The sequence below is a fragment of the Flavobacterium sp. CR10 genome (assembly GCF_055814415.1).
The window spans coordinates 1,665,151-1,683,012 of record NZ_CP185985.1; the positions used below are offsets into that span (position 1 = coordinate 1,665,151).

Here is a 17,862-nt window from a genome sequence, read left to right on the forward strand (position 1 = left end):
CAGGTTTTAAAAACCTGTCGGGTTTGAAATATGTAATTAAAGAAATCTAAAATCAGAAATCTTCAATCTAAAATCAATTAATATCTGTAGTATTCTGGTTTAAATGGACCTTGAACTTCAACACCAATGTAAGCCGCTTGATCTTCACGTAAAGTTTCTAATTCAACGCCTAATTTAGCTAAGTGTAAAGCAGCAACTTTTTCATCTAAATGTTTTGGTAACATGTAAACTTCGTTTTTGTAAGCTGCGCTATTGTTCCATAATTCGATTTGAGCTAAAGTTTGGTTTGTAAATGAGTTACTCATTACAAAACTTGGGTGACCTGTAGCACAACCAAGGTTTACTAAACGACCTTCAGCTAAGATAATGATATCTTTTCCAGCGATAGTATATTTGTCAACCTGAGGTTTGATTTCGATTTTAGACGCACCATGGTTTTTGTTTAACCAAGCCATGTCGATTTCGTTATCAAAGTGTCCGATGTTACAAACAACAGTTTTATCTTTCATTTTCTCGAAATGACTTCCAACCACGATATCTTTATTCCCTGTAGTTGTAATGATGATATCAGCATTAGCAATTACAGTATCTAATTTTTTCACTTCGTAACCGTCCATTGCAGCTTGTAAAGCACAAATTGGATCGATTTCAGTAACTGTTACAATAGAACCAGCACCTCTAAAAGAAGCGGCAGTTCCTTTTCCAACGTCACCATATCCGCAAACAATTACTCTTTTTCCAGCCAACATTAAGTCAGTTGCACGACGAATAGCATCTACAGCAGATTCTTTACATCCGTATTTGTTATCAAATTTAGATTTAGTAACAGAGTCGTTAATGTTGATAGCAGGCATTGGTAAAGTTCCAGCTTTTACTCTTTCGTAAAGTCTGTGAACACCAGTTGTAGTTTCTTCAGAAAGACCTTTAATTCCAGGAACCAATTCTGGGTAACGATCAATAACCATGTTAGTTAAATCTCCACCGTCATCCAAAATCATGTTCAATGGTTTTCTGTCTTCACCAAAGAATAAAGTTTGCTCAATACACCAGTCAAATTCTTCTTCATTTAAACCTTTCCAAGCGTATACAGAAATTCCAGCAGCAGCAATTGCAGCAGCAGCCTGATCCTGAGTAGAGAAAATGTTACAAGAAGACCAAGTAACTTCTGCACCAAGAGCAATTAAAGTTTCGATCAAAACAGCAGTTTGAATCGTCATGTGCAAACATCCAGCAATACGAGCACCTTTTAATGGTTGTTCGTCTTTGTATTCAGCACGAAGTGCCATTAAACCTGGCATTTCAGCTTCAGCTAGTTCAATTTCTTTTCTTCCCCAAGCCGCTAGAGAAATGTCTTTTACTTTATAAGCCACATAAGGCGTAGTTGTAGTACTCATTTATAGTATATTTGTATATTGTAAAATTTTTGCAAATTTACGTAATAGGTTTTTAATTTTACTAATTTCTGTAAGATTTGTGAAATCTTTAATTTCTTAATCTCTAGAATGTTAATCTAAAAATCGTTTTTAATCGTATAAGTGATGTAAGTTCATTTAAAAAAGATTCGGAAACTATTACCTTTGTTGCGAATTGCTTATATTTACTTAATGCATTCTTTAAGCCACCAGCTATATTTTCTTAAATGGCTTATATGGTTTAAAATTTACTGCCAATTAATTTATAATTAATCATTTACAATTTATAATTAAAAAGAAATGCCTTTATTTCAGACCATACAATTCAATGAAAATACTAAAATCCTAATTTGGGAAATAACCGAATCTTTTGAAGAATTGTATAGTCGCGTTACCCTGAAAGAAAAGACACAGCGCAGACTGGACGGAATGAAATCACAGATGCATCAGCGTGCTTTTTTAAGTGTTAGAATGCTGATTCAGGAAATGGGATTTACAGATAAAGATTTGCATTATGATGAGTTCGGAAAACCGTATTTTGATTGTGATAATCATATCTCAATTACACATTCGTACCATTTTGCAGCGATAATTATAAGCAAAGAAAAGGTTGGAATTGATATGGAATTGCAACGAGAAAAGATTCAGAGAATTGCAGATAAATTCACCGATTATGAATGTGATTATCTAGAACCGAATTCTACAGAAGAATACATAAAAAAACTTACCGTAATCTGGGGAGCCAAAGAGGCGATCTTTAAAATAAGAAATGAAAAAGGTATAAGTTTTAAAGATCATATTAATGTAGACAACTTTTCTTTAGATAAAACCCAAACGCAGGCAAGTCTTCATTTTGATGATTTAGTTAAAGATTTCGATGTACATTATCAGGAAGTCAAATCTGATAATTTTGATGGAACTTTTACTTTGGTTTATGCTTTTGAGAAATAAAATTTTAATATAAAATTCCAAATTCCAAGATTTATATATTTAAACTTCACTTTCTTTTTGACGGTGCTGAAACATGCTCATGTATAAAAAAGTGCTCATTTTTCTAGCGCGTCTTTTTAGTGTTTCTGCATTTTCGCCTTCAAAATGCTCGTCAATGGTTTGGAACCAATGATTTAACCAGATTCCGAATTCATTAGGTGCGATTTTTTCATCAAAATGAGCGTCAACTTCATTATGAACAGAATGCGGATTTCCTTTGTATTTGCGAACGCCAAATAGATTGGTTTCCCAAAAATCAGTTAGTTTTTCGAGATGCGCATCCCAATCAGAAATCATTTCATTAAAATAAAAGCCGATTTCTTTATCGGCTCTTATTTTAGCATAGAATTGATGAACCAAAAAGGAAACATCCGCTCTATTTTCTATTTGTTTTTTCATAAGAATAAGCTATTCAAAAGTATAAAGAACAAACTTAAAGTTGCGCTTAACATAATAAGGTTGAAAACTACTTTATGTTTCATTTGTGCCAAGATAGATGTATTTGCGAAAACACAAGCTAAAACAATGATTCCTAGTTGGATCATTTGCGGAATTGAAGTTCCGTTGGCTAGAACATACATAGCTGCGGCGCCTCCTAAACAGCTTTGCCCAATTACTGCCATTGCAGCAGAACCCATATAATTTCTATTGAAAATGTCGAATGTTGTTTGATATAGTGTCATGATATTCAGTTTTTTATATCAACAAAATTACATCCACAATAGCGCTTCATTTTATGATTAAAATCATAAAACGGAAATTTTTTTATCTGTATACTTTTCGGTTAATAATCTTCAATTCGCCTTTTTTTTCTAATGCTTTTATTGCTCTAATGACAGTTTCAACGCGTAAGCCAGTCAAATCTCCAATCTGCTGTCTGGTAAAATTAATCAAATATCCATTTTTATCTTTTTGAAAATTGAAGTAGGCGATTCCATGATCAATCAGTTTTAAGACACGATGTTCAGGTTCATGTGTCGAAATCTCTGCAGCCATAACCGATTTATAATATAATCTCTGCGCTAGATTTTCTATTATTTGAATGCTCACTTTTGGGTTTTCTTCTAAAAGTCTCATGAAGTTTTCTTTCGGAAGAATAAAAATCTCAGTATTTTCAACAGCAATTGCATTTGCTGGATATTTTTGATTTAAAAACAATGGAGGCTCGCCAAAAGATTGTCCGTTATAAAAAATGCCTTGTATAAATTCACGTCCATCATCATTATAATTGCTCATTTTTACCTCGCCAGAAATAATTTGGTAATAGTGCGACGGAAGATTTCCTTCTTCGAAAATAATATCATTTTTATCAAATGATTTTTTTATAACTCCATACTTTTCTAGTAATTGAACTGTAATCATAATGTGTTATTTACATTGTCAAAAGACGTTGAACAAATATAATTCATTCAAAATAGTTCTTCTGCATTAAAAATCTTTTACTTTTACACCCCGTATGCAAGAACAAATTCTCACTATTAGACAACAAATTTTAGAAGCTAAAAGCAATGGCCAAAAATTACTGGCAGTGCTTTTGGATCCTGATAAAATTGTATTGGAAAATTTAAATCATTTGATTGATAAAATTAACCAATCGCCTGCAACTCATATTTTTGTTGGAGGTAGCGTTGTTCAGAATACTATTTTAGAAGAATTAATTACTGCATTAAAACAAAAAACAAATCTACCAGTTATTTTATTTCCTGGCGATCCTTCTCAGATTTCACCAAAAGCAGATGGTATTTTATTCCTGTCTTTGTTATCTGGCCGAAATCCAGATTATTTGATTGAATATCAGGTTCAAGCTGCTCCGATTCTTAAAAAAACTAATCTTGAGGTTATTTCTACAGGATACATTTTAATAGAAAGCGGTAACGAAACTGCTGTTGCTCGTGTGAGCAAAACAAAACCCTTAAGCCGTGAAAATCTTGATTTGGTTTTGGCGACAGCTCAGGCGGGCGAAATGTTAGGAAATCAACTGATTTATTTAGAAGCGGGAAGCGGTGCAAAACAGCCTGTTCCGACAGAAATGATTGAACTTGTTTCTCAAAATATTCAAATTCCTGTTATTGTTGGAGGAGGAATTGTAGATTTGCACGGAATTCAAAAAGCATATAAGGCTGGTGCAGATTTGGTTGTTATTGGAACTGCTTTTGAAAATAACAATCGTTTTTTTGAGTTATAAAAGTCAAATACCACATTTTCATGATAGATTTTTTTCTAGATAGTTACAAAAATGCACCTTTATGGCATATTGCTTTAGAGTTTCTGGTTTTTGTATGTGGCATTTTAAGTGTTTGGTTTGCAAAAAAAGAAAACATTTGGGTGTATCCAACAGGATTAATTGCGACGGCAATATCAGTATATCTGCTTTATGTGGCAGGCTATATCGGCGATATGATCATAAACGCTTATTTTTCAATAATGAGTATTTACGGCTGGTATGTTTGGGCAAAAGGAGGAACGGCTGAAGATAACATGCCTATTACCCGTACAAATTTTAATGAAAAAATAATCGGAATCTTACTGTTTATTGTGACTGTTTTTGTAGTTTTCGGGATTTATAAATATTTCGATTATGCAATACACCCTGACAATTATGTGGATATGATTTCGTCAGGAATATTTTTCGCAGGAATGTGGTATATGGCCAGAAAAAAAATAGAAAACTGGACACTTTGGATTATTGGTGATATTATTGTTGTGCCTCTCTACGCTTATCGCGGTTTAGGGATGCTGTCACTTCAGTATATAATTTTTACAATTTTGGCTATTTCAGCTTATTTAGAATGGAGAAAGATCTTAGACAGCAAAAAACAACCATCATAAAAATTGCTTTGTTTGGTCCTGAAAGTACAGGAAAAACAACCTTAGCAAAACAGCTTGCAGATTACTACGGAACCGAATGGGTTCCCGAGTTTGCACGCGACTATCTGCAAGAAAAATGGGAGGAGAATAAGCATATTTGTGTAGACGATGATATGATGCCTATTGCCTACGGTCAGACTGCATTGGAAAACGAAAAATTGGCAAACGCAAATAAATACTTGTTTTGTGATACCAATTTAATGGTAACCAAAGTGTTTTCTGAAATGTATTATGGTTTTTGTGATCCGCTTTTAAATGAAGCGGCATTAAAACACGAGTACGATTTGTTTTTCCTTACCGATATTGATGTTCCTTGGGAAAAAGACGACATTCGTGATACTCCTGAAGGACGCGAAACGGTTTTTTCTGTTTTTAAACAGACTCTAATCGATACAAAAAAGCCTTTTATAACCTTATCTGGCGACAAAGAAACACGTTTGGCAAAAGCAACAGCTATTATTGATGAATTGACTATTGCTAAAGAAAAAGGATTTACGTCATCAGATTTTGTTCAAATTTATGATAGAGGAATTCCTTTTGAAAAAATTCTAAAACAGATGGAAATCCTTGACAATGGAATTGCAAAAAGCAATTTAGTTAGTCCAGCCACAACTGCTAATGGAATTTTAAGTTTGTCGGAAAATGAGTTCGAAGAAAAAGCAGTTTTTTTTGATGAACAGAAAGAAAACCTAAAAATTAAAAAGTTTGTTCCAGCATCAGGTGCTGCAACTAGGATGTTTAAATTTTTGACAGCTTTTCTTAATGATTTTGATATTCAAAAAGAGACTATTAATGCTTATATCAATAGAAAGAAAGATAAAGAGCTTGCCATTTTTATTGTTGGAATGGAAAAGTTTCCTTTCTTCAAGGAAATAGATCAAAAATTGCGAGAAATTTATCCTGATTTTGAAACATTTGAAAGGGATTACAAGAATTACTATTTTATAAAATTATTATTATCTCCTGATTATTTCGACTTTGCCAATAAACCAAAAGCGGTATTGCCTTTTCATTGGTACGAAACACACATTGCAACCCCAATTGAAGAGCATTTAAATGAGTGTATACATTATGCTACTTCAAATAAGGTGTCTAATTTGCATTTTACTGTATCAGAAATTCACCAAGATTTGTTTTATAAAGGTGTGGATGAGGTTATAGAAAAAATTGAAGAACCTGCTGGAGTTAAAATTAATATTGGGTATTCGTACCAAAATAAAAGTACAGACTCAATCACTATTGATGAGGAAAACAAATTGGTAAAAGATAAAAATGGCAATTTAATTTTCAGACCAGGTGGACATGGTGCTCTGATTGAAAATCTAAATGATCTTGACGCTGATGTAATCTTTATTAAAAATATAGATAATGTCATTCAGAATCATATTGATAAAATTACATTATACAAAAAAGCGCTAGCGGGCGTTTTAATTGAAATACAGCAAAAAGTTTTTTCTTATTTAAAAGCAATTGACCAAAATAAGGTTGAAGAAAATCACTTGACGGATATTATTTTATTTTTAAAAGAAGAGCTAAATGTTGAAATGAGTAATGACTTCAGTAAATTTACTTTTGAGAATAAAATAAGCAAGCTGAAAGAACTTTTAGATAGGCCAATTCGAGTTTGCGGAATGGTAAAAAATGAAGGCGAACCAGGAGGCGGACCGTTTTGGGTAATGGATGATAAAGGGGCTAATTCTCTTCAAATTGTTGAAACTTCTCAAGTGGATTTAGCTAGTAAAAAGCAACAGGCAATTTTAGCAGAAGCAACACATTTTAATCCCGTAGATTTGGTTTGTGGTATAAAAAACTACAAAAACGAAAAATTCGATTTATTGCAATTTGTAGATCAAAAAGCGGGTTTTATTGTAGAAAAGAGTGTTGATGGCAAAACGGTGAGAAGCTACGAATTGCCTGGTCTGTGGAACGGTTCAATGGCCAATTGGTTAACCATTTTTGTAGCTGTTCCTTTGATTACTTTTAATCCCGTAAAAACGGTAAATGATTTGTTGAAAGCAGCACATCAGCCACAATAATATGGATTCAGACAAAATCATAGCAGAATTAAACTTTAAAGCCGTTCGAAGCAGCGGTTCTGGAGGGCAAAACGTGAATAAAGTTTCGTCTAAAGTAGTTCTGACTTTTGATTTAAATGCTTCTCAAGCTTTGTCTGAAGACGAAAAACTATTATTGAAAGAAAATATTTCAGCAAGATTGACTTCTGAAAATATCTTAATTTTAAATTGTGACGAAGACCGAAGTCAGCTTAAAAATAAAGAAATTGTAACCAAACGATTTCTGGAAATTATCAAAAAAGGACTTTATGTTCCGAAAGTTAGAAAGGCAACTAAAGTCCCAAAAGCTGTAATTAAGAAACGAATCAAAGACAAAAAGAATGTTTCTGACTTGAAGAAATCAAGGAGAAAACCTAGCTTTGATTAAATATCAATTTTTAAAGTTCCAAATTCCATTAAACTAATTAAAAGTAAGTTTTTGGAATTTGGAATTTCTTTTTTGGAGTTTTAAATATTTTAACACTAAATTTGCACTGTCTCAAAGGGGTGCTCCAAATAACGAGCTGAGATCATACCCAAAGAACCTGAGCGAGTAATGTTGCTAAGGGAAAAAAACGACATTATCGAGCGTGCACACTTTATTTTGTCGTGAAACACATTTATTAATTTAACAAAGAATAATTCCCCCTTTTATTCGTAATTCTTTACGAATGAAAACTATTTTTTTAGGTACTGAGGTACTAAGTTTCAAAGGTTCTAAGGTTCGAAAAATGAGCAGAACCAAGTCTATTTTATTTCTTTCATCTATCTTCTTTTCTCTTTTCTCTTTTGCTCAGCAGCAGGATTCTACAAAAGTGAATCAGCTTGATGATGTTTTAGTTTCTGCGGTTCGTGTTACTACTAAAACTCCAGTTAGTTTTAGCAATATGGATAAAAAGGAAATTAAATATAGAAATTTAGGTCAGGACATTCCGGTTCTCATGAACTATCTTCCTTCAGTTGTAACAACTTCGGATGCAGGTAATGGTGTTGGTTATACAGGGATCAGAGTGCGTGGAAGCGATGCTACACGTGTAAACGTAACCATAAACGGAATTCCGTATAACGATGCGGAAAGTCAAGGAACATTTTGGGTAAATATGCCCGATTTTGCTTCTTCTGTAGAAAGCCTTCAATTGCAACGCGGAGTTGGAACATCTACAAATGGCGCGGGTGCTTTTGGCGCAAGCTTAAATATGCTAACGGATAGTTATGCTAGAAAAGCGACAGGTGAAATTTCAAGTTCTGCAGGATCATTCAATACATTTAAAAATACGGTAAAGTTTAGTACAGGTTTATTAAATGATCATTTTGAAATTGCTGGGCGTTTATCTACAATAAAAACACACGGATATATTGACCGAGGAAGTGCAGATTTAAAATCATATTTCTTGCAGGGAACTTACGTAGGCAAAACAACTTTAATTAAAGCGTTGGTTTTTGGAGGAACTCAAAAGACGTATCAATCTTGGAATGGAATTGATGGAGAAACTTTAAATGAAAACCGCACTTTCAATTCGGCAGGAATGTACACAGATGAAGCAGGAAATGTACGTTTCTATGATAATGAGACGGATAATTACAACCAAGATCATTATCAATTGCATTGGAGTGAATCCATTTCTGATAAATGGAGTACAAACTTTGCGCTTCATTATACTAAAGGAAAAGGATACTACGAAAACTATAAAGAAGATTCTGATATGGCCGAATATGGTTTAAATCCAGTTGGGACAGTTACAGAAACTGATCTAATTCGTCAAAAATGGTTAGATAATGATTTCTACGGAACTACTTTTTCTGCTAAATATGTGACTGAAAAACTAAATGTTATTTTAGGAGGGGGTTGGAATAAATATGAAGGCGATCATTTCGGAAAAGTAATCTGGGCGAGATACGCTTCACAATCAGAATTAGGAGATCATTATTATGATGATTATTCAACAAAAACAGACGGTAATATTTTCGCGAAAGCCAATTATCAATTCACTGAAAAATTAAGTTTCTATGGGGATTTGCAATATAGAAGAGTTCGTTACAAAGCCAATAGCGCTGAAACAGGTTTGGTAGATGATACTTTCAATTTCTTCAATCCAAAAGCTGGTTTGAATTATGCTTTCAACGAAAAAAACACTTTGTATTTCTCTTACGCAAGAGCAAATCGTGAACCAAATAGAACAGACTACGAAGGTGGAAATGTAAAACCAGAAAAATTGAATGATTTTGAATTAGGATGGAGATTCAACTCTGAGAAATTCCAGCTGAACTCAAATGTATATTACATGGGATACAAAGACCAATTGATTTTAACTGGAAGATTAGATGATGTTGGAAACCCAATTCGTGCTAATACAGAGAAGAGTTACCGTTTAGGTTTTGAATTTGATGCGACTATTGCACTTTCTGAGAAATTCACTTTAAGACCAAACTTTACTTTAAGCAGCAATAAAAATGTTGATTTAGCTGTTGATGGCGAATATTACGGGACAACAAAAATTGCCTATTCTCCAGAAGTAATTGCAGGAAACGTAATCGTGTATAAGCCTATAGAAAGATTATATCTATCATTGTTACAAAAATATGTTGGTGAGCAATACATGAACAATATCGAACTTCCAGCAGCAAAATTAGCAGATTACTTTGTAAATGATTTTAATGCATCTTACGAAATTAAGCCAAAAACGATTTTTCAATCGATCACAATTACAGCTTTAGTAAATAATATTTTTGATAAAAAATATGTTTCAAATGGAGCCATGTGGGATATTTATCCGTACTATTATCCGCAAGCAGGAACAAATTTCTTAATTGGTTTGAATTTGAAATTCTAATTAAATCAAGACACAAAAAAAAAGCCTGAAAACTATTTCAGGCTTTTCTGTTTTTAATTATATACATGAACAACTGTTCCAGAAGATTCGACGCGATATTGTTTCATTGGATATTCTTTTCCGCCAAGTCCTGTAAATAAGTTGTATTGAGTTTTATCGCAAGAGCAAACAGCATAAATTCCATCGATTGTCATTGCTGTACAAGAAGTTAAGGCCTGATTTGGGCATGCAGCATCAAAAGCCGTATAAGTTCCTTCACCGGTTTTCATGACAATAATTCCTTTTGCACCATAATTGGCAACATAAACAGGGTTGCTTACATGCAGTAATTTGCTATAAGTCGGAAGATTTGTGTCGAGATAAGCATTTATCGAATAGTTTGGGATGTACGGATTATTATTGCTTCGATTATTGTCACTGCAAGCAAATAAAACTGCGGTAAATGCGATAAAGAACCAGATTTTTTTCATTATTTGAATAAGAATTAGTTAAAACAAAAATAATTTATTTAGATTTGAAATCTATATGATTAACATATAATTATGTACTATTAAAAATTATAGTATATTTGTGGTAAGAAAATCCCGTCGCGATGGGATTTTTTGTATTTATATAAACGATGAAGTTATGAGTAAAGTATCTTATTATACAGCTGAAGGATTAAAAAAATTAAAAGATGAATTGGAGCATTTAAAGAGTGTAATGCGTCCAAAGGCATCTCAAGATATTGCAGATGCAAGAGATAAAGGAGATTTGTCTGAAAATGCAGAGTATGATGCGGCAAAAGAAGCGCAAGGTTTATTAGAAATGAGAATTGCTAAACTTGAAGAAGTATATGCAAATGCAAGATTAATTGACGAATCGCAATTAGATGTTTCTAAAGTTTTGGTTTTATCAAATGTGAAAATCAAAAACCAAAGCAACGGAATGGAAATGAAATATACGCTTGTAGCAGAAAGCGAAGCTGATTTAAAAACAGGTAAAATCTCTGTAACATCTCCTATTGGTAAAGGATTGCTAGGAAAATCTGTTGGAGAAGTAGCTGAAATCACAGTTCCAAACGGAGTTTTGAAATTTGAGATTCTAGAAATTACAAGAGACTAAATATTAGTTTAACTGGTTAATCGTTTATTCGTTTAACCGATTACACAAATAAACCATGGCATCAATATTCACTAAAATAGTAAACGGAGAAATTCCAGCTTACAAAATTGCAGAAGACGAAAACTACTTAGCATTTTTAGATGTAAATCCAAATGCTAAAGGACACACACTTTGTATTCCGAAACAAGAAATCGATAAGATTTTTGATATGGATGAAGAACTGTATTTAGGTTTAATGAAGTTTTCTAAAAAAGTTGCAGCAGCTTTAGAAAAAACAGTTCCATGCAAAAGAATCGGAATTGCAGTTGTTGGACTTGAAGTGCCTCATGCACACGTACATTTGATTCCGTTAAACCATATGGATGAAATGCGTTTTATTGATAAAGTTTCACTTTCAAAAGAAGAGTTTGAAGCTTTAGCAAAAGATATTCAATCGAATTTGTAAGGATTTTGATGTCGCTCAACCTGAAAATAATATAAAGTGCAGTAAATTAATTACTGCACTTTTTTATTTAAAGCAATCTGAAAAGTAGTTCCTTTCCCGATTTCAGAATGAAGGACTTTAATTTTTCCATTGTGATATTCCTCAACAATTCTTTTCGTTAAAGAAAGTCCAAGTCCCCAGCCGCGTTTTTTTGTGGTATATCCAGTTTCAAAAATAGTTTTAAACTGTTTTTTAGGAATTCCAGTTCCAGAATCTTTAATGTTGATTTTTACCTGATATGCATCTTGCTCAATTTGAAGGTCCAAAGTTCCTTTTCCTTTCATGGCATCAATAGCATTTTTAACCAAGTTTTCGATAGTCCAGCTATGCAAAGTAGGGTTTATCATTCCTAAAATAGGAGAATCTGGAGCATGAAACGAAAAAGCAACTTGTTTAGAAAAACGAGATTGCAGATACTCATAAGCCGTTCTGGTTTCTTCTACAATATCATGAAGTTCTAAAACAGGAATAGAACCAATCTTAGAAAAACGATCTGTGATGGTTTGCAAACGCTCAATATCTTTTTCAATTTCAGTACTAATCGACGGATCGATATTTTCGGTTTTTAATATTTCTACCCAGCCAATTAATGAAGAAAGAGGAGTTCCAATTTGATGTGCCGTTTCTTTTGCCATCCCCGCCCAAAGTTTATTTTGGGTTGCCATTTTAGTGCTTTTATAAAAATTGTAAATTAAAGCAATACACAAGAATATAATTAGAAGCAGGGCAATCGGATAATATTTTAGTTTATTCAGTAATGAAGAGTTTCCGTAATATAGCGTCTGATATTTTCCTGGAGCATATTCAAAAGTGATTGGCTCATTTTCATTTTTTAGCTTATTTAAGAAAGCAGTTCTTTTTTTCTTATCATTAAGAATTTCGTCAGGAACATTTACCGCACTTACCACGTTATCATAGAGCATTATTATTCCAGGAATCGAAGTGTTATTGTTGAAAATCTGAAGCGGAAGTTCTACATCGGTATTTTCGTCGGCGTTGACTATAGTAATTTGCGCCTTCACAAAAAGGTTCATTTTCAAACGTTCCTCATTTTTAAAAATTTGGAAGAAAGTATATGTGTTCCAAAGAATTAGAGAAATGATTATAAAACAAACAGAAATAATAATCCAGCGGGTTGTATTTGTTCTTTCAGAAAAAGACATATCAGTTTTTTTGAGGTATAAATATAACGAAATATATACATTTTATATTTTGCCGGTGCTGAAAGATTTTTCGATTTTATCTCTAAAACTATTTCTTCTAATTAAACCATTTCAATACTTTTGTAGTTGCTAAAATGAGATTCTGTGTAAATTTTAAAGTATGATCAGCGTTAACCCAAAAGAGATTCCAACGGCCAAATTGCAAGGCTATCTGCAGAGTTCAATCGGACCGAGACCTATTGCTTTTGCAAGCACAATTAACGAAAAAGGGATTCCTAATTTATCTCCATTTAGTTTCTTTAACGTGTTTAGTGCCAATCCGCCGATTTTGGTTTTTTCTCCATCAAGACGCGTTCGTGATAATACAATTAAACATACTTTGATTAATGCCGAAGCGACTCGCGAAGTAGTAATAAATGTTGTTAATTATGATATTGTGCAGCAAACATCATTGGCAAGTACAGAATATGCAGACGGTGTAAACGAATTTATCAAAGCGGGATTAACTCAAATTCCTTCAGATTTGGTAAAACCATATCGCGTAAAAGAATCTCCAGTTCAATTTGAATGCAAGATTACCCAGATTATTCCGTTAGGAACAGAAGGAGGAGCAGGAAATCTGATTTTATGTGAAGTGGTAAAAATCCATATTCACGAGTCTATTTTAGATGAAAATGGAGCAATCGATCAGCATAAAATTGATTTGGTTTCAAGACTTGGAAATAATTGGTACTCAAGATCTAATCAAGGACTTTTTGAAGTCGCAAAACCCTTGACAACATTGGGAGTAGGCGTAGATGCGATACCAGATTTTGTAAAAGAAAGCGCTGTTTTTGATGGGAATGATTTAGGCAAATTAGGAAATATTGAAGCCTTGCCTACAAAAGAAGAAGTTAGTATATTTGTGAAAGAAAATTTCGCAGTCAAAGGAGTTTTAAGCTCAGACGACCAGAAAAAAGTACATTTAGAAGCCAAAAAATACTTGGATAATGGCGATGTAGAATCGGCGTGGAAAGTGCTTTTAGCTAAAAAATAAAAGAAATAGAAACAATAATTAATATAGACGAAGATGGAAGTTACAGGAAAAGTAAAAGTGGTTAACCCAGAGCAGCAAGTTAGTGCCTCATTCAAAAAAAGAGAGTTAGTTGTTACTACTGAGGAACAGTATCCACAACATATTTTAATCGAATTTACACAAGATAAATGCGATTTATTGAGTAGCTATAAACAAGGAGATGCAGTAAAAGTTTCTATCAATTTAAGAGGAAGAGAATGGGTTAATCCGCAAGGAGAAACTAGATATTTCAATAGTATTCAAGGTTGGAGAATCGAAAGAATGAGTGCTGATGCTCCTACACAAGCACCGCCAATGCCAACAGCAGAAACTTTTGCTCCAGCTACAAACGTAAACGAAGACGAACCAGACGATTTACCGTTCTAAGAGTTTAAAATTCAATTTACTAAATTCCAAATTCCAATTCATTCTCGTGAATTTGGAATTTGGAATTTTGTTTTTGATTTCTTTTGTTTAAAACTAAAACTTACATATAGTTTGGAATTTGGAATTTCAGTATTGGAATTTAAAAATGATTATTTTTAAAAATGTACTATTTATTCAACGATTTATATTTTCCGCCAGTTACAGAAGCTGATGAAGAAGGAATTTTAGCAATAGGAGGCGATCTAAGTCCAGAGCGTTTACTATTGGCTTACAAAAGCGGTATTTTTCCGTGGTTTAATGAAGGAGAACCAATTCTTTGGTGGGCGCCAGATCCGCGAATGGTATTATTTTTTGATGAATTGGCGATTTCTAAAAGCATGCGAAAAATTCTCAATAAGAAAATATTTAAGGTTACTTATAATAAAAATTTCAAAGAAGTAATTTTAAACTGTCAGCAGATAAAAAGAGAAGGACAGGATGGAACTTGGATTTCGGATGAAATGATTGAAGCCTACTGCAAATTGAATGAAGAAGGAGTGGCAAAATCGGTTGAGGTATGGCAAGATGATGTTTTGGTTGGTGGTCTCTACGGAATTGATTTGGGAAAGAGAAAAATTTTTTGCGGAGAAAGTATGTTTTCTAAAGTTTCAAATGCTTCAAAAACGGCTTTTATTGCTTTAGCTTTATATTTGAAGAAAGAAAATTACAAGTTATTAGATTGTCAGGTTTATAATCCCCATTTGGAGAGTTTAGGCTGCCGCGAAATTGATCGTGAAGAGTTTATGTCCATTTTAAAAAGTAAATAGAAATAGGAAATGAGCGCAATTTACAGCATAAAAGAAATTTATATTTATCCGATAAAAAGTTTGGCGGGAATCAGTTTGAAGTCTGCAAAAGCGGAAGAAATGGGATTTGAAAACGATCGCCGTTGGATGCTGATCGATGCAGAAAATCAAATGCTTACGCAAAGAGAATATCGAATCATGAGTCAATTTTATCCACAGATTTTAGATGGAAAAATTGGTATTACTTTTCAAGACCAAAAACATGAATTTTCTATTGATGAGTCTTTAGAAAATACAATTAAAGTAAATGTTTGGGATGATAAGAGCGAAGTTGTTGAGGTAAACCAAGAAACTTCAAAATGGTTTAGTAAACATTTGGGATTTGAATGTAAATTGGTCAAAATACTAAAAAATGGAGCTCGTAAACACGAAAGCTCCAGATTGAAAGAAACATTCAATGTAAGTTTAGCAGACGGTTATCCATATTTATTAATTGGAACCAAAAGCTTTGATTTTTTGAATGACAAATTGGATGAAAAAATTACCATAAAAAGATTTCGTCCAAACCTTGTAGTAAGCACTGAAAATCCTCATGAAGAAGACGATTTTAAGACCTTTACAATAGGAGAAGTTCAATTTAAAAATATAAAACCCTGCGGAAGATGTGTTATGGTGAACAATGATCCGGAAAATGGGCGTTTAAAAAAAGAACCTCTAAAAACGTTGAGCAAATACAGAAATGTTGATAATTCGGTTTTATTCGGAACTAATATTGTGAGTTTGAATTCAGGAATTATTAGCGTAGGTGATGAGGTGGTTTTCTAGAAATTCAGCTTTATAAAGTTCCAGTTCAAAGTATTAAAGATTATTAATTCATTATTTAAAGTTGGCAATTCGAGAATTAATTTGAGTGTTTCGTGTGCCATCATGTTGCCTATAATTCCAGGTAATGTTCCTAAAACGCCATTCAAATTGCAATTCGGAACATCTTTTGGATCGGGCATTTCAGGAAATAAATCACGAAGGTTTTTACTTCCGTTATGATTAAAAACAGCAAGCTGGCCTTCAAACTTTAAAATGCTTCCGTAAACCAACGGTTTGTTAAGCTGAACGCAAGTATCATTGACTAAATATCGAGTGGAGAAATTATCAGAACCATCTATAATAATATCATATTGTTGAATGATTTCCGATGCATTTTCAGCAGTTAATTTTTTATTAATCGCTAGAACTTCAATCAGCGGATTTAGTCTTGAAACGACTTCTTTGGCAACTATCGATTTTTGTTTTCCGATTTCATTTTCGGTATATAAAATTTGTCGGTGGAGATTGTGAATTTCAATCGTATCAAAATCCATGATTCCGATAAAACCAACTCCAGCGGTTGCAATATATTGTAAAATTGGACAGCCCAAACCACCGGCGCCAATTACTAAAACTCTAGCTTTTTTTAATTTTTCTTGCCCTTCGTCACCAATTTCAGGGAGAATAGTTTGTCTGTTGTAACGAAGGAATTCTTTTATGATACTCATTTTTTAATTTTAGATTTTAGAGTTTAGATTTTAGATTGAATGAAAAGCAGAAAAATCTGAAATCTAAACTCTAAACTCTGAAATAAAACTCTTGTCCCAATCTTTCCAAACGGGTTCGTAGCCTGCGTTTTTTATGATTTTTGAAATTTCTTCGGCGGTACGTTCATCGCTGATTTCGAATTGCTCCAAAGATTGCGGGTCGACAACGTAACCGCCTGGATTTGTTTTAGAGCCCGCACTCATACTCGTAACACCAATTGGAATAATATTATTTCTGAATTTCTCGTTTTCACGTGTTGAAATCGAAATTTCTAAATCTTCATTCCACAATCTGTAAGCGCAGATTAATTGCGTCAAATCTTTATCATCCATAATAAAATTGGGTTCGATAATTCCTTCTGCTGGACGCAGGCGAGGAAAAGAAACCGAATATTTTGTCTGCCAATATTTCTTCTGCAAATAATCTAAATGTAAAGCACTGAAAAAGCTATCGGTTCGCCAATCTTCTAAGCCTAATAAAACTCCCAAACCAATTTTATGAATTCCAGCAGTTCCAATTCTGTCAGGAGTTTCCAATCGATAATCAAAATTTGATTTTTTGCCTTTGGTATGATACTTTTTGTAAACTTCCTGATGATACGTTTCCTGATAAACCAAAACGGAATAAACTCCAGCCTCATGCAAACGCTGATAATCTTCGGTTGAAAGTGGCTGAACTTCAACAGAAATAATCGAAAAATCCTCTTTGATTAAGTTAATTGCGTTCAGAAAATAATTGATGTTTACGGTATAATTTGCTTCTCCTGTAACCAATAAAACATGATCAAAACCAGTTTTTTTTAGAGCTTCAACTTCAAGTTTTATTTCGGCATTGGTAAGGGTTTTTCTTTTGATTTTATTGTCTAAGCTAAATCCGCAGTACGTACAGATATTTTGGCATTCATTGCTCAAATATAGTGGAGCATACATTTGAATCGTTTTTCCGAAACGTTTCTTAGTAATTTCATGGCATTTCTGTGCCATTTGTTCTAAATAATTCTGAGCGATTGGAGAAATCAAAATCAAAAAATCGTCAAGATTGTATTTGGTTTTAGCCAAAGTACGTTCGACATCTTTTGATGTGGTTTTATATATTCTGGTCTGGATTTCATCCCAATTGTATTGCTCGAAAATGGATTTGAATGTTTTCATTTTGTTT

The 17,862-nt window shown here is 33.2% G+C and carries 20 protein-coding genes; 12 read left to right on the forward strand and 8 right to left on the reverse strand.

From position 1 onward, the window contains the following. Positions 1-77: 77 nt before the first annotated feature. Positions 78-1,394, reverse strand: a complete 1,317-nt coding sequence (gene ahcY, locus ACNRYB_RS07480) for an adenosylhomocysteinase (RefSeq protein WP_111367939.1) — start codon at positions 1,392-1,394, stop codon at positions 78-80. A 318-nt stretch (positions 1,395-1,712) separates the two neighbouring features. Between ahcY and ACNRYB_RS07485 the strand changes: the two genes are divergently transcribed. Next, positions 1,713-2,363: a 4'-phosphopantetheinyl transferase family protein gene (locus tag ACNRYB_RS07485; protein WP_129748500.1), complete on the forward strand. Its 651-nt coding sequence runs from the start codon at positions 1,713-1,715 to the stop codon at positions 2,361-2,363. Positions 2,364-2,402: 39 nt separating this feature from the next. Here the strand turns inward: ACNRYB_RS07485 and ACNRYB_RS07490 are convergent, their stop codons facing one another. The 3 genes from ACNRYB_RS07490 to ACNRYB_RS07500 all read right to left on the reverse strand — a co-directional run bounded on the left by ACNRYB_RS07490 (position 2,403) and on the right by ACNRYB_RS07500 (position 3,764). Then, on the reverse strand, positions 2,403-2,801 hold the full coding sequence (locus ACNRYB_RS07490; protein ID WP_129748501.1) for a group III truncated hemoglobin: 399 nt from the start codon (positions 2,799-2,801) through the stop codon (positions 2,403-2,405). Further along, positions 2,798-3,085, reverse strand: a complete 288-nt coding sequence (locus tag ACNRYB_RS07495; RefSeq protein ID WP_129748502.1) for a hypothetical protein — start codon at positions 3,083-3,085, stop codon at positions 2,798-2,800. Before ACNRYB_RS07495 ends, ACNRYB_RS07490 begins: the two co-directional genes overlap by 4 nt. Before the next feature lie 82 nt (positions 3,086-3,167). Next, on the reverse strand, positions 3,168-3,764 hold the full coding sequence (locus tag ACNRYB_RS07500; RefSeq protein ID WP_473729685.1) for a Crp/Fnr family transcriptional regulator: 597 nt from the start codon (positions 3,762-3,764) through the stop codon (positions 3,168-3,170). A gap of 94 nt (positions 3,765-3,858) precedes the next feature. Between ACNRYB_RS07500 and ACNRYB_RS07505 the strand changes: the two genes are divergently transcribed. The 5 genes from ACNRYB_RS07505 to ACNRYB_RS07525 all read left to right on the forward strand — a co-directional run bounded on the left by ACNRYB_RS07505 (position 3,859) and on the right by ACNRYB_RS07525 (position 10,155). Continuing rightward, positions 3,859-4,587: a phosphoglycerol geranylgeranyltransferase gene (locus tag ACNRYB_RS07505; protein WP_473729686.1), complete on the forward strand. Its 729-nt coding sequence runs from the start codon at positions 3,859-3,861 to the stop codon at positions 4,585-4,587. 20 nt (positions 4,588-4,607) lie between these two features. Beyond that, positions 4,608-5,231 carry a nicotinamide riboside transporter PnuC gene (pnuC, locus tag ACNRYB_RS07510; protein WP_129748505.1) on the forward strand — a complete coding sequence of 208 codons (624 nt, stop codon included), beginning with the start codon at positions 4,608-4,610 and terminating at the stop codon, positions 5,229-5,231. Then, entirely contained in the window at positions 5,192-7,306 is a 2,115-nt protein-coding gene (locus tag ACNRYB_RS07515) for a DUF4301 family protein (RefSeq protein WP_129748506.1), read from the forward strand. The genes pnuC and ACNRYB_RS07515 overlap by 40 nt, the downstream gene beginning before the upstream one ends. 1 nt (position 7,307) lies before the next feature. Then, entirely contained in the window at positions 7,308-7,712 is a 405-nt protein-coding gene (gene arfB, locus ACNRYB_RS07520; protein ID WP_129748507.1) for an alternative ribosome rescue aminoacyl-tRNA hydrolase ArfB, read from the forward strand. Positions 7,713-7,995: 283 nt separating this feature from the next. Continuing rightward, positions 7,996-10,155 (forward strand): TonB-dependent receptor, encoded by a 2,160-nt coding sequence (locus tag ACNRYB_RS07525; protein WP_473729687.1) that lies wholly within the window; start codon positions 7,996-7,998, stop codon positions 10,153-10,155. A 53-nt stretch (positions 10,156-10,208) separates the two neighbouring features. Here ACNRYB_RS07525 and ACNRYB_RS07530 read toward each other — a convergent pair whose 3' ends face one another. Beyond that, entirely contained in the window at positions 10,209-10,625 is a 417-nt protein-coding gene (locus ACNRYB_RS07530) for a Rieske (2Fe-2S) protein (RefSeq protein ID WP_129748509.1), read from the reverse strand. A gap of 157 nt (positions 10,626-10,782) precedes the next feature. Here ACNRYB_RS07530 and greA point away from each other — a divergent pair, with 157 nt between their 5' ends. Both greA and ACNRYB_RS07540 read left to right on the forward strand, forming a co-directional pair. Next, on the forward strand, positions 10,783-11,259 hold the full coding sequence (gene greA, locus ACNRYB_RS07535) for a transcription elongation factor GreA (RefSeq protein ID WP_008466743.1): 477 nt from the start codon (positions 10,783-10,785) through the stop codon (positions 11,257-11,259). A gap of 55 nt (positions 11,260-11,314) precedes the next feature. Further along, a complete protein-coding gene (locus ACNRYB_RS07540; RefSeq protein WP_129748510.1) occupies positions 11,315-11,704 on the forward strand; it encodes an HIT family protein in 390 nt (129 codons plus the stop codon). Between the two features lie 50 nt (positions 11,705-11,754). Here ACNRYB_RS07540 and ACNRYB_RS07545 read toward each other — a convergent pair whose 3' ends face one another. Continuing rightward, entirely contained in the window at positions 11,755-12,906 is a 1,152-nt protein-coding gene (locus tag ACNRYB_RS07545; RefSeq protein ID WP_473729688.1) for a sensor histidine kinase, read from the reverse strand. A 160-nt stretch (positions 12,907-13,066) separates the two neighbouring features. On the opposite strand from ACNRYB_RS07545, the gene ACNRYB_RS07550 reads away from it, so the two are divergent. The 4 genes from ACNRYB_RS07550 to ACNRYB_RS07565 all read left to right on the forward strand — a co-directional run bounded on the left by ACNRYB_RS07550 (position 13,067) and on the right by ACNRYB_RS07565 (position 15,957). Further along, a complete protein-coding gene (locus ACNRYB_RS07550; protein ID WP_129748512.1) occupies positions 13,067-13,942 on the forward strand; it encodes a flavin reductase family protein in 876 nt (291 codons plus the stop codon). Positions 13,943-13,975: 33 nt separating this feature from the next. Then, positions 13,976-14,347, forward strand: a complete 372-nt coding sequence (locus tag ACNRYB_RS07555; protein ID WP_129748513.1) for a DUF3127 domain-containing protein — start codon at positions 13,976-13,978, stop codon at positions 14,345-14,347. Positions 14,348-14,508: 161 nt separating this feature from the next. Then, on the forward strand, positions 14,509-15,153 hold the full coding sequence (aat, locus tag ACNRYB_RS07560; protein WP_129748514.1) for a leucyl/phenylalanyl-tRNA--protein transferase: 645 nt from the start codon (positions 14,509-14,511) through the stop codon (positions 15,151-15,153). A gap of 9 nt (positions 15,154-15,162) precedes the next feature. Beyond that, positions 15,163-15,957: an MOSC domain-containing protein gene (locus ACNRYB_RS07565; protein WP_473729689.1), complete on the forward strand. Its 795-nt coding sequence runs from the start codon at positions 15,163-15,165 to the stop codon at positions 15,955-15,957. Here ACNRYB_RS07565 and ACNRYB_RS07570 read toward each other — a convergent pair. Together ACNRYB_RS07570 and thiH are read right to left on the reverse strand one after the other, a co-directional pair. Then, positions 15,954-16,664: a HesA/MoeB/ThiF family protein gene (locus tag ACNRYB_RS07570; RefSeq protein ID WP_473729690.1), complete on the reverse strand. Its 711-nt coding sequence runs from the start codon at positions 16,662-16,664 to the stop codon at positions 15,954-15,956. The two genes, ACNRYB_RS07565 and ACNRYB_RS07570, sit on opposite strands and share 4 nt — an antisense overlap. A gap of 63 nt (positions 16,665-16,727) precedes the next feature. Further along, positions 16,728-17,855: a 2-iminoacetate synthase ThiH gene (thiH, locus tag ACNRYB_RS07575; RefSeq protein WP_473729691.1), complete on the reverse strand. Its 1,128-nt coding sequence runs from the start codon at positions 17,853-17,855 to the stop codon at positions 16,728-16,730. Positions 17,856-17,862: the final 7 nt, after the last annotated feature.

Excerpts from the sequence above, each read along its gene's own strand:
- ahcY (WP_111367939.1), bottom strand. The coding sequence starts at position 1,394 with ATGAGTACTACAACTACGCCTTATGTGGCTTATAAAGTAAAAGACATT.
- ACNRYB_RS07485 (WP_129748500.1), top strand. The coding sequence starts at position 1,713 with ATGCCTTTATTTCAGACCATACAATTCAATGAAAATACTAAAATCCTA.
- ACNRYB_RS07490 (WP_129748501.1), bottom strand. The coding sequence starts at position 2,801 with ATGAAAAAACAAATAGAAAATAGAGCGGATGTTTCCTTTTTGGTTCAT.
- ACNRYB_RS07495 (WP_129748502.1), bottom strand. The coding sequence starts at position 3,085 with ATGACACTATATCAAACAACATTCGACATTTTCAATAGAAATTATATG.
- ACNRYB_RS07500 (WP_473729685.1), bottom strand. The coding sequence starts at position 3,764 with ATGATTACAGTTCAATTACTAGAAAAGTATGGAGTTATAAAAAAATCA.
- ACNRYB_RS07505 (WP_473729686.1), top strand. The coding sequence starts at position 3,859 with ATGCAAGAACAAATTCTCACTATTAGACAACAAATTTTAGAAGCTAAA.
- pnuC (WP_129748505.1), top strand. The coding sequence starts at position 4,608 with ATGATAGATTTTTTTCTAGATAGTTACAAAAATGCACCTTTATGGCAT.
- ACNRYB_RS07515 (WP_129748506.1), top strand. The coding sequence starts at position 5,192 with ATGGAGAAAGATCTTAGACAGCAAAAAACAACCATCATAAAAATTGCT.
- arfB (WP_129748507.1), top strand. The coding sequence starts at position 7,308 with ATGGATTCAGACAAAATCATAGCAGAATTAAACTTTAAAGCCGTTCGA.
- ACNRYB_RS07525 (WP_473729687.1), top strand. The coding sequence starts at position 7,996 with ATGAAAACTATTTTTTTAGGTACTGAGGTACTAAGTTTCAAAGGTTCT.
- ACNRYB_RS07530 (WP_129748509.1), bottom strand. The coding sequence starts at position 10,625 with ATGAAAAAAATCTGGTTCTTTATCGCATTTACCGCAGTTTTATTTGCT.
- greA (WP_008466743.1), top strand. The coding sequence starts at position 10,783 with ATGAGTAAAGTATCTTATTATACAGCTGAAGGATTAAAAAAATTAAAA.
- ACNRYB_RS07540 (WP_129748510.1), top strand. The coding sequence starts at position 11,315 with ATGGCATCAATATTCACTAAAATAGTAAACGGAGAAATTCCAGCTTAC.
- ACNRYB_RS07545 (WP_473729688.1), bottom strand. The coding sequence starts at position 12,906 with ATGTCTTTTTCTGAAAGAACAAATACAACCCGCTGGATTATTATTTCT.
- ACNRYB_RS07550 (WP_129748512.1), top strand. The coding sequence starts at position 13,067 with ATGATCAGCGTTAACCCAAAAGAGATTCCAACGGCCAAATTGCAAGGC.
- ACNRYB_RS07555 (WP_129748513.1), top strand. The coding sequence starts at position 13,976 with ATGGAAGTTACAGGAAAAGTAAAAGTGGTTAACCCAGAGCAGCAAGTT.
- aat (WP_129748514.1), top strand. The coding sequence starts at position 14,509 with ATGTACTATTTATTCAACGATTTATATTTTCCGCCAGTTACAGAAGCT.
- ACNRYB_RS07565 (WP_473729689.1), top strand. The coding sequence starts at position 15,163 with ATGAGCGCAATTTACAGCATAAAAGAAATTTATATTTATCCGATAAAA.
- ACNRYB_RS07570 (WP_473729690.1), bottom strand. The coding sequence starts at position 16,664 with ATGAGTATCATAAAAGAATTCCTTCGTTACAACAGACAAACTATTCTC.
- thiH (WP_473729691.1), bottom strand. The coding sequence starts at position 17,855 with ATGAAAACATTCAAATCCATTTTCGAGCAATACAATTGGGATGAAATC.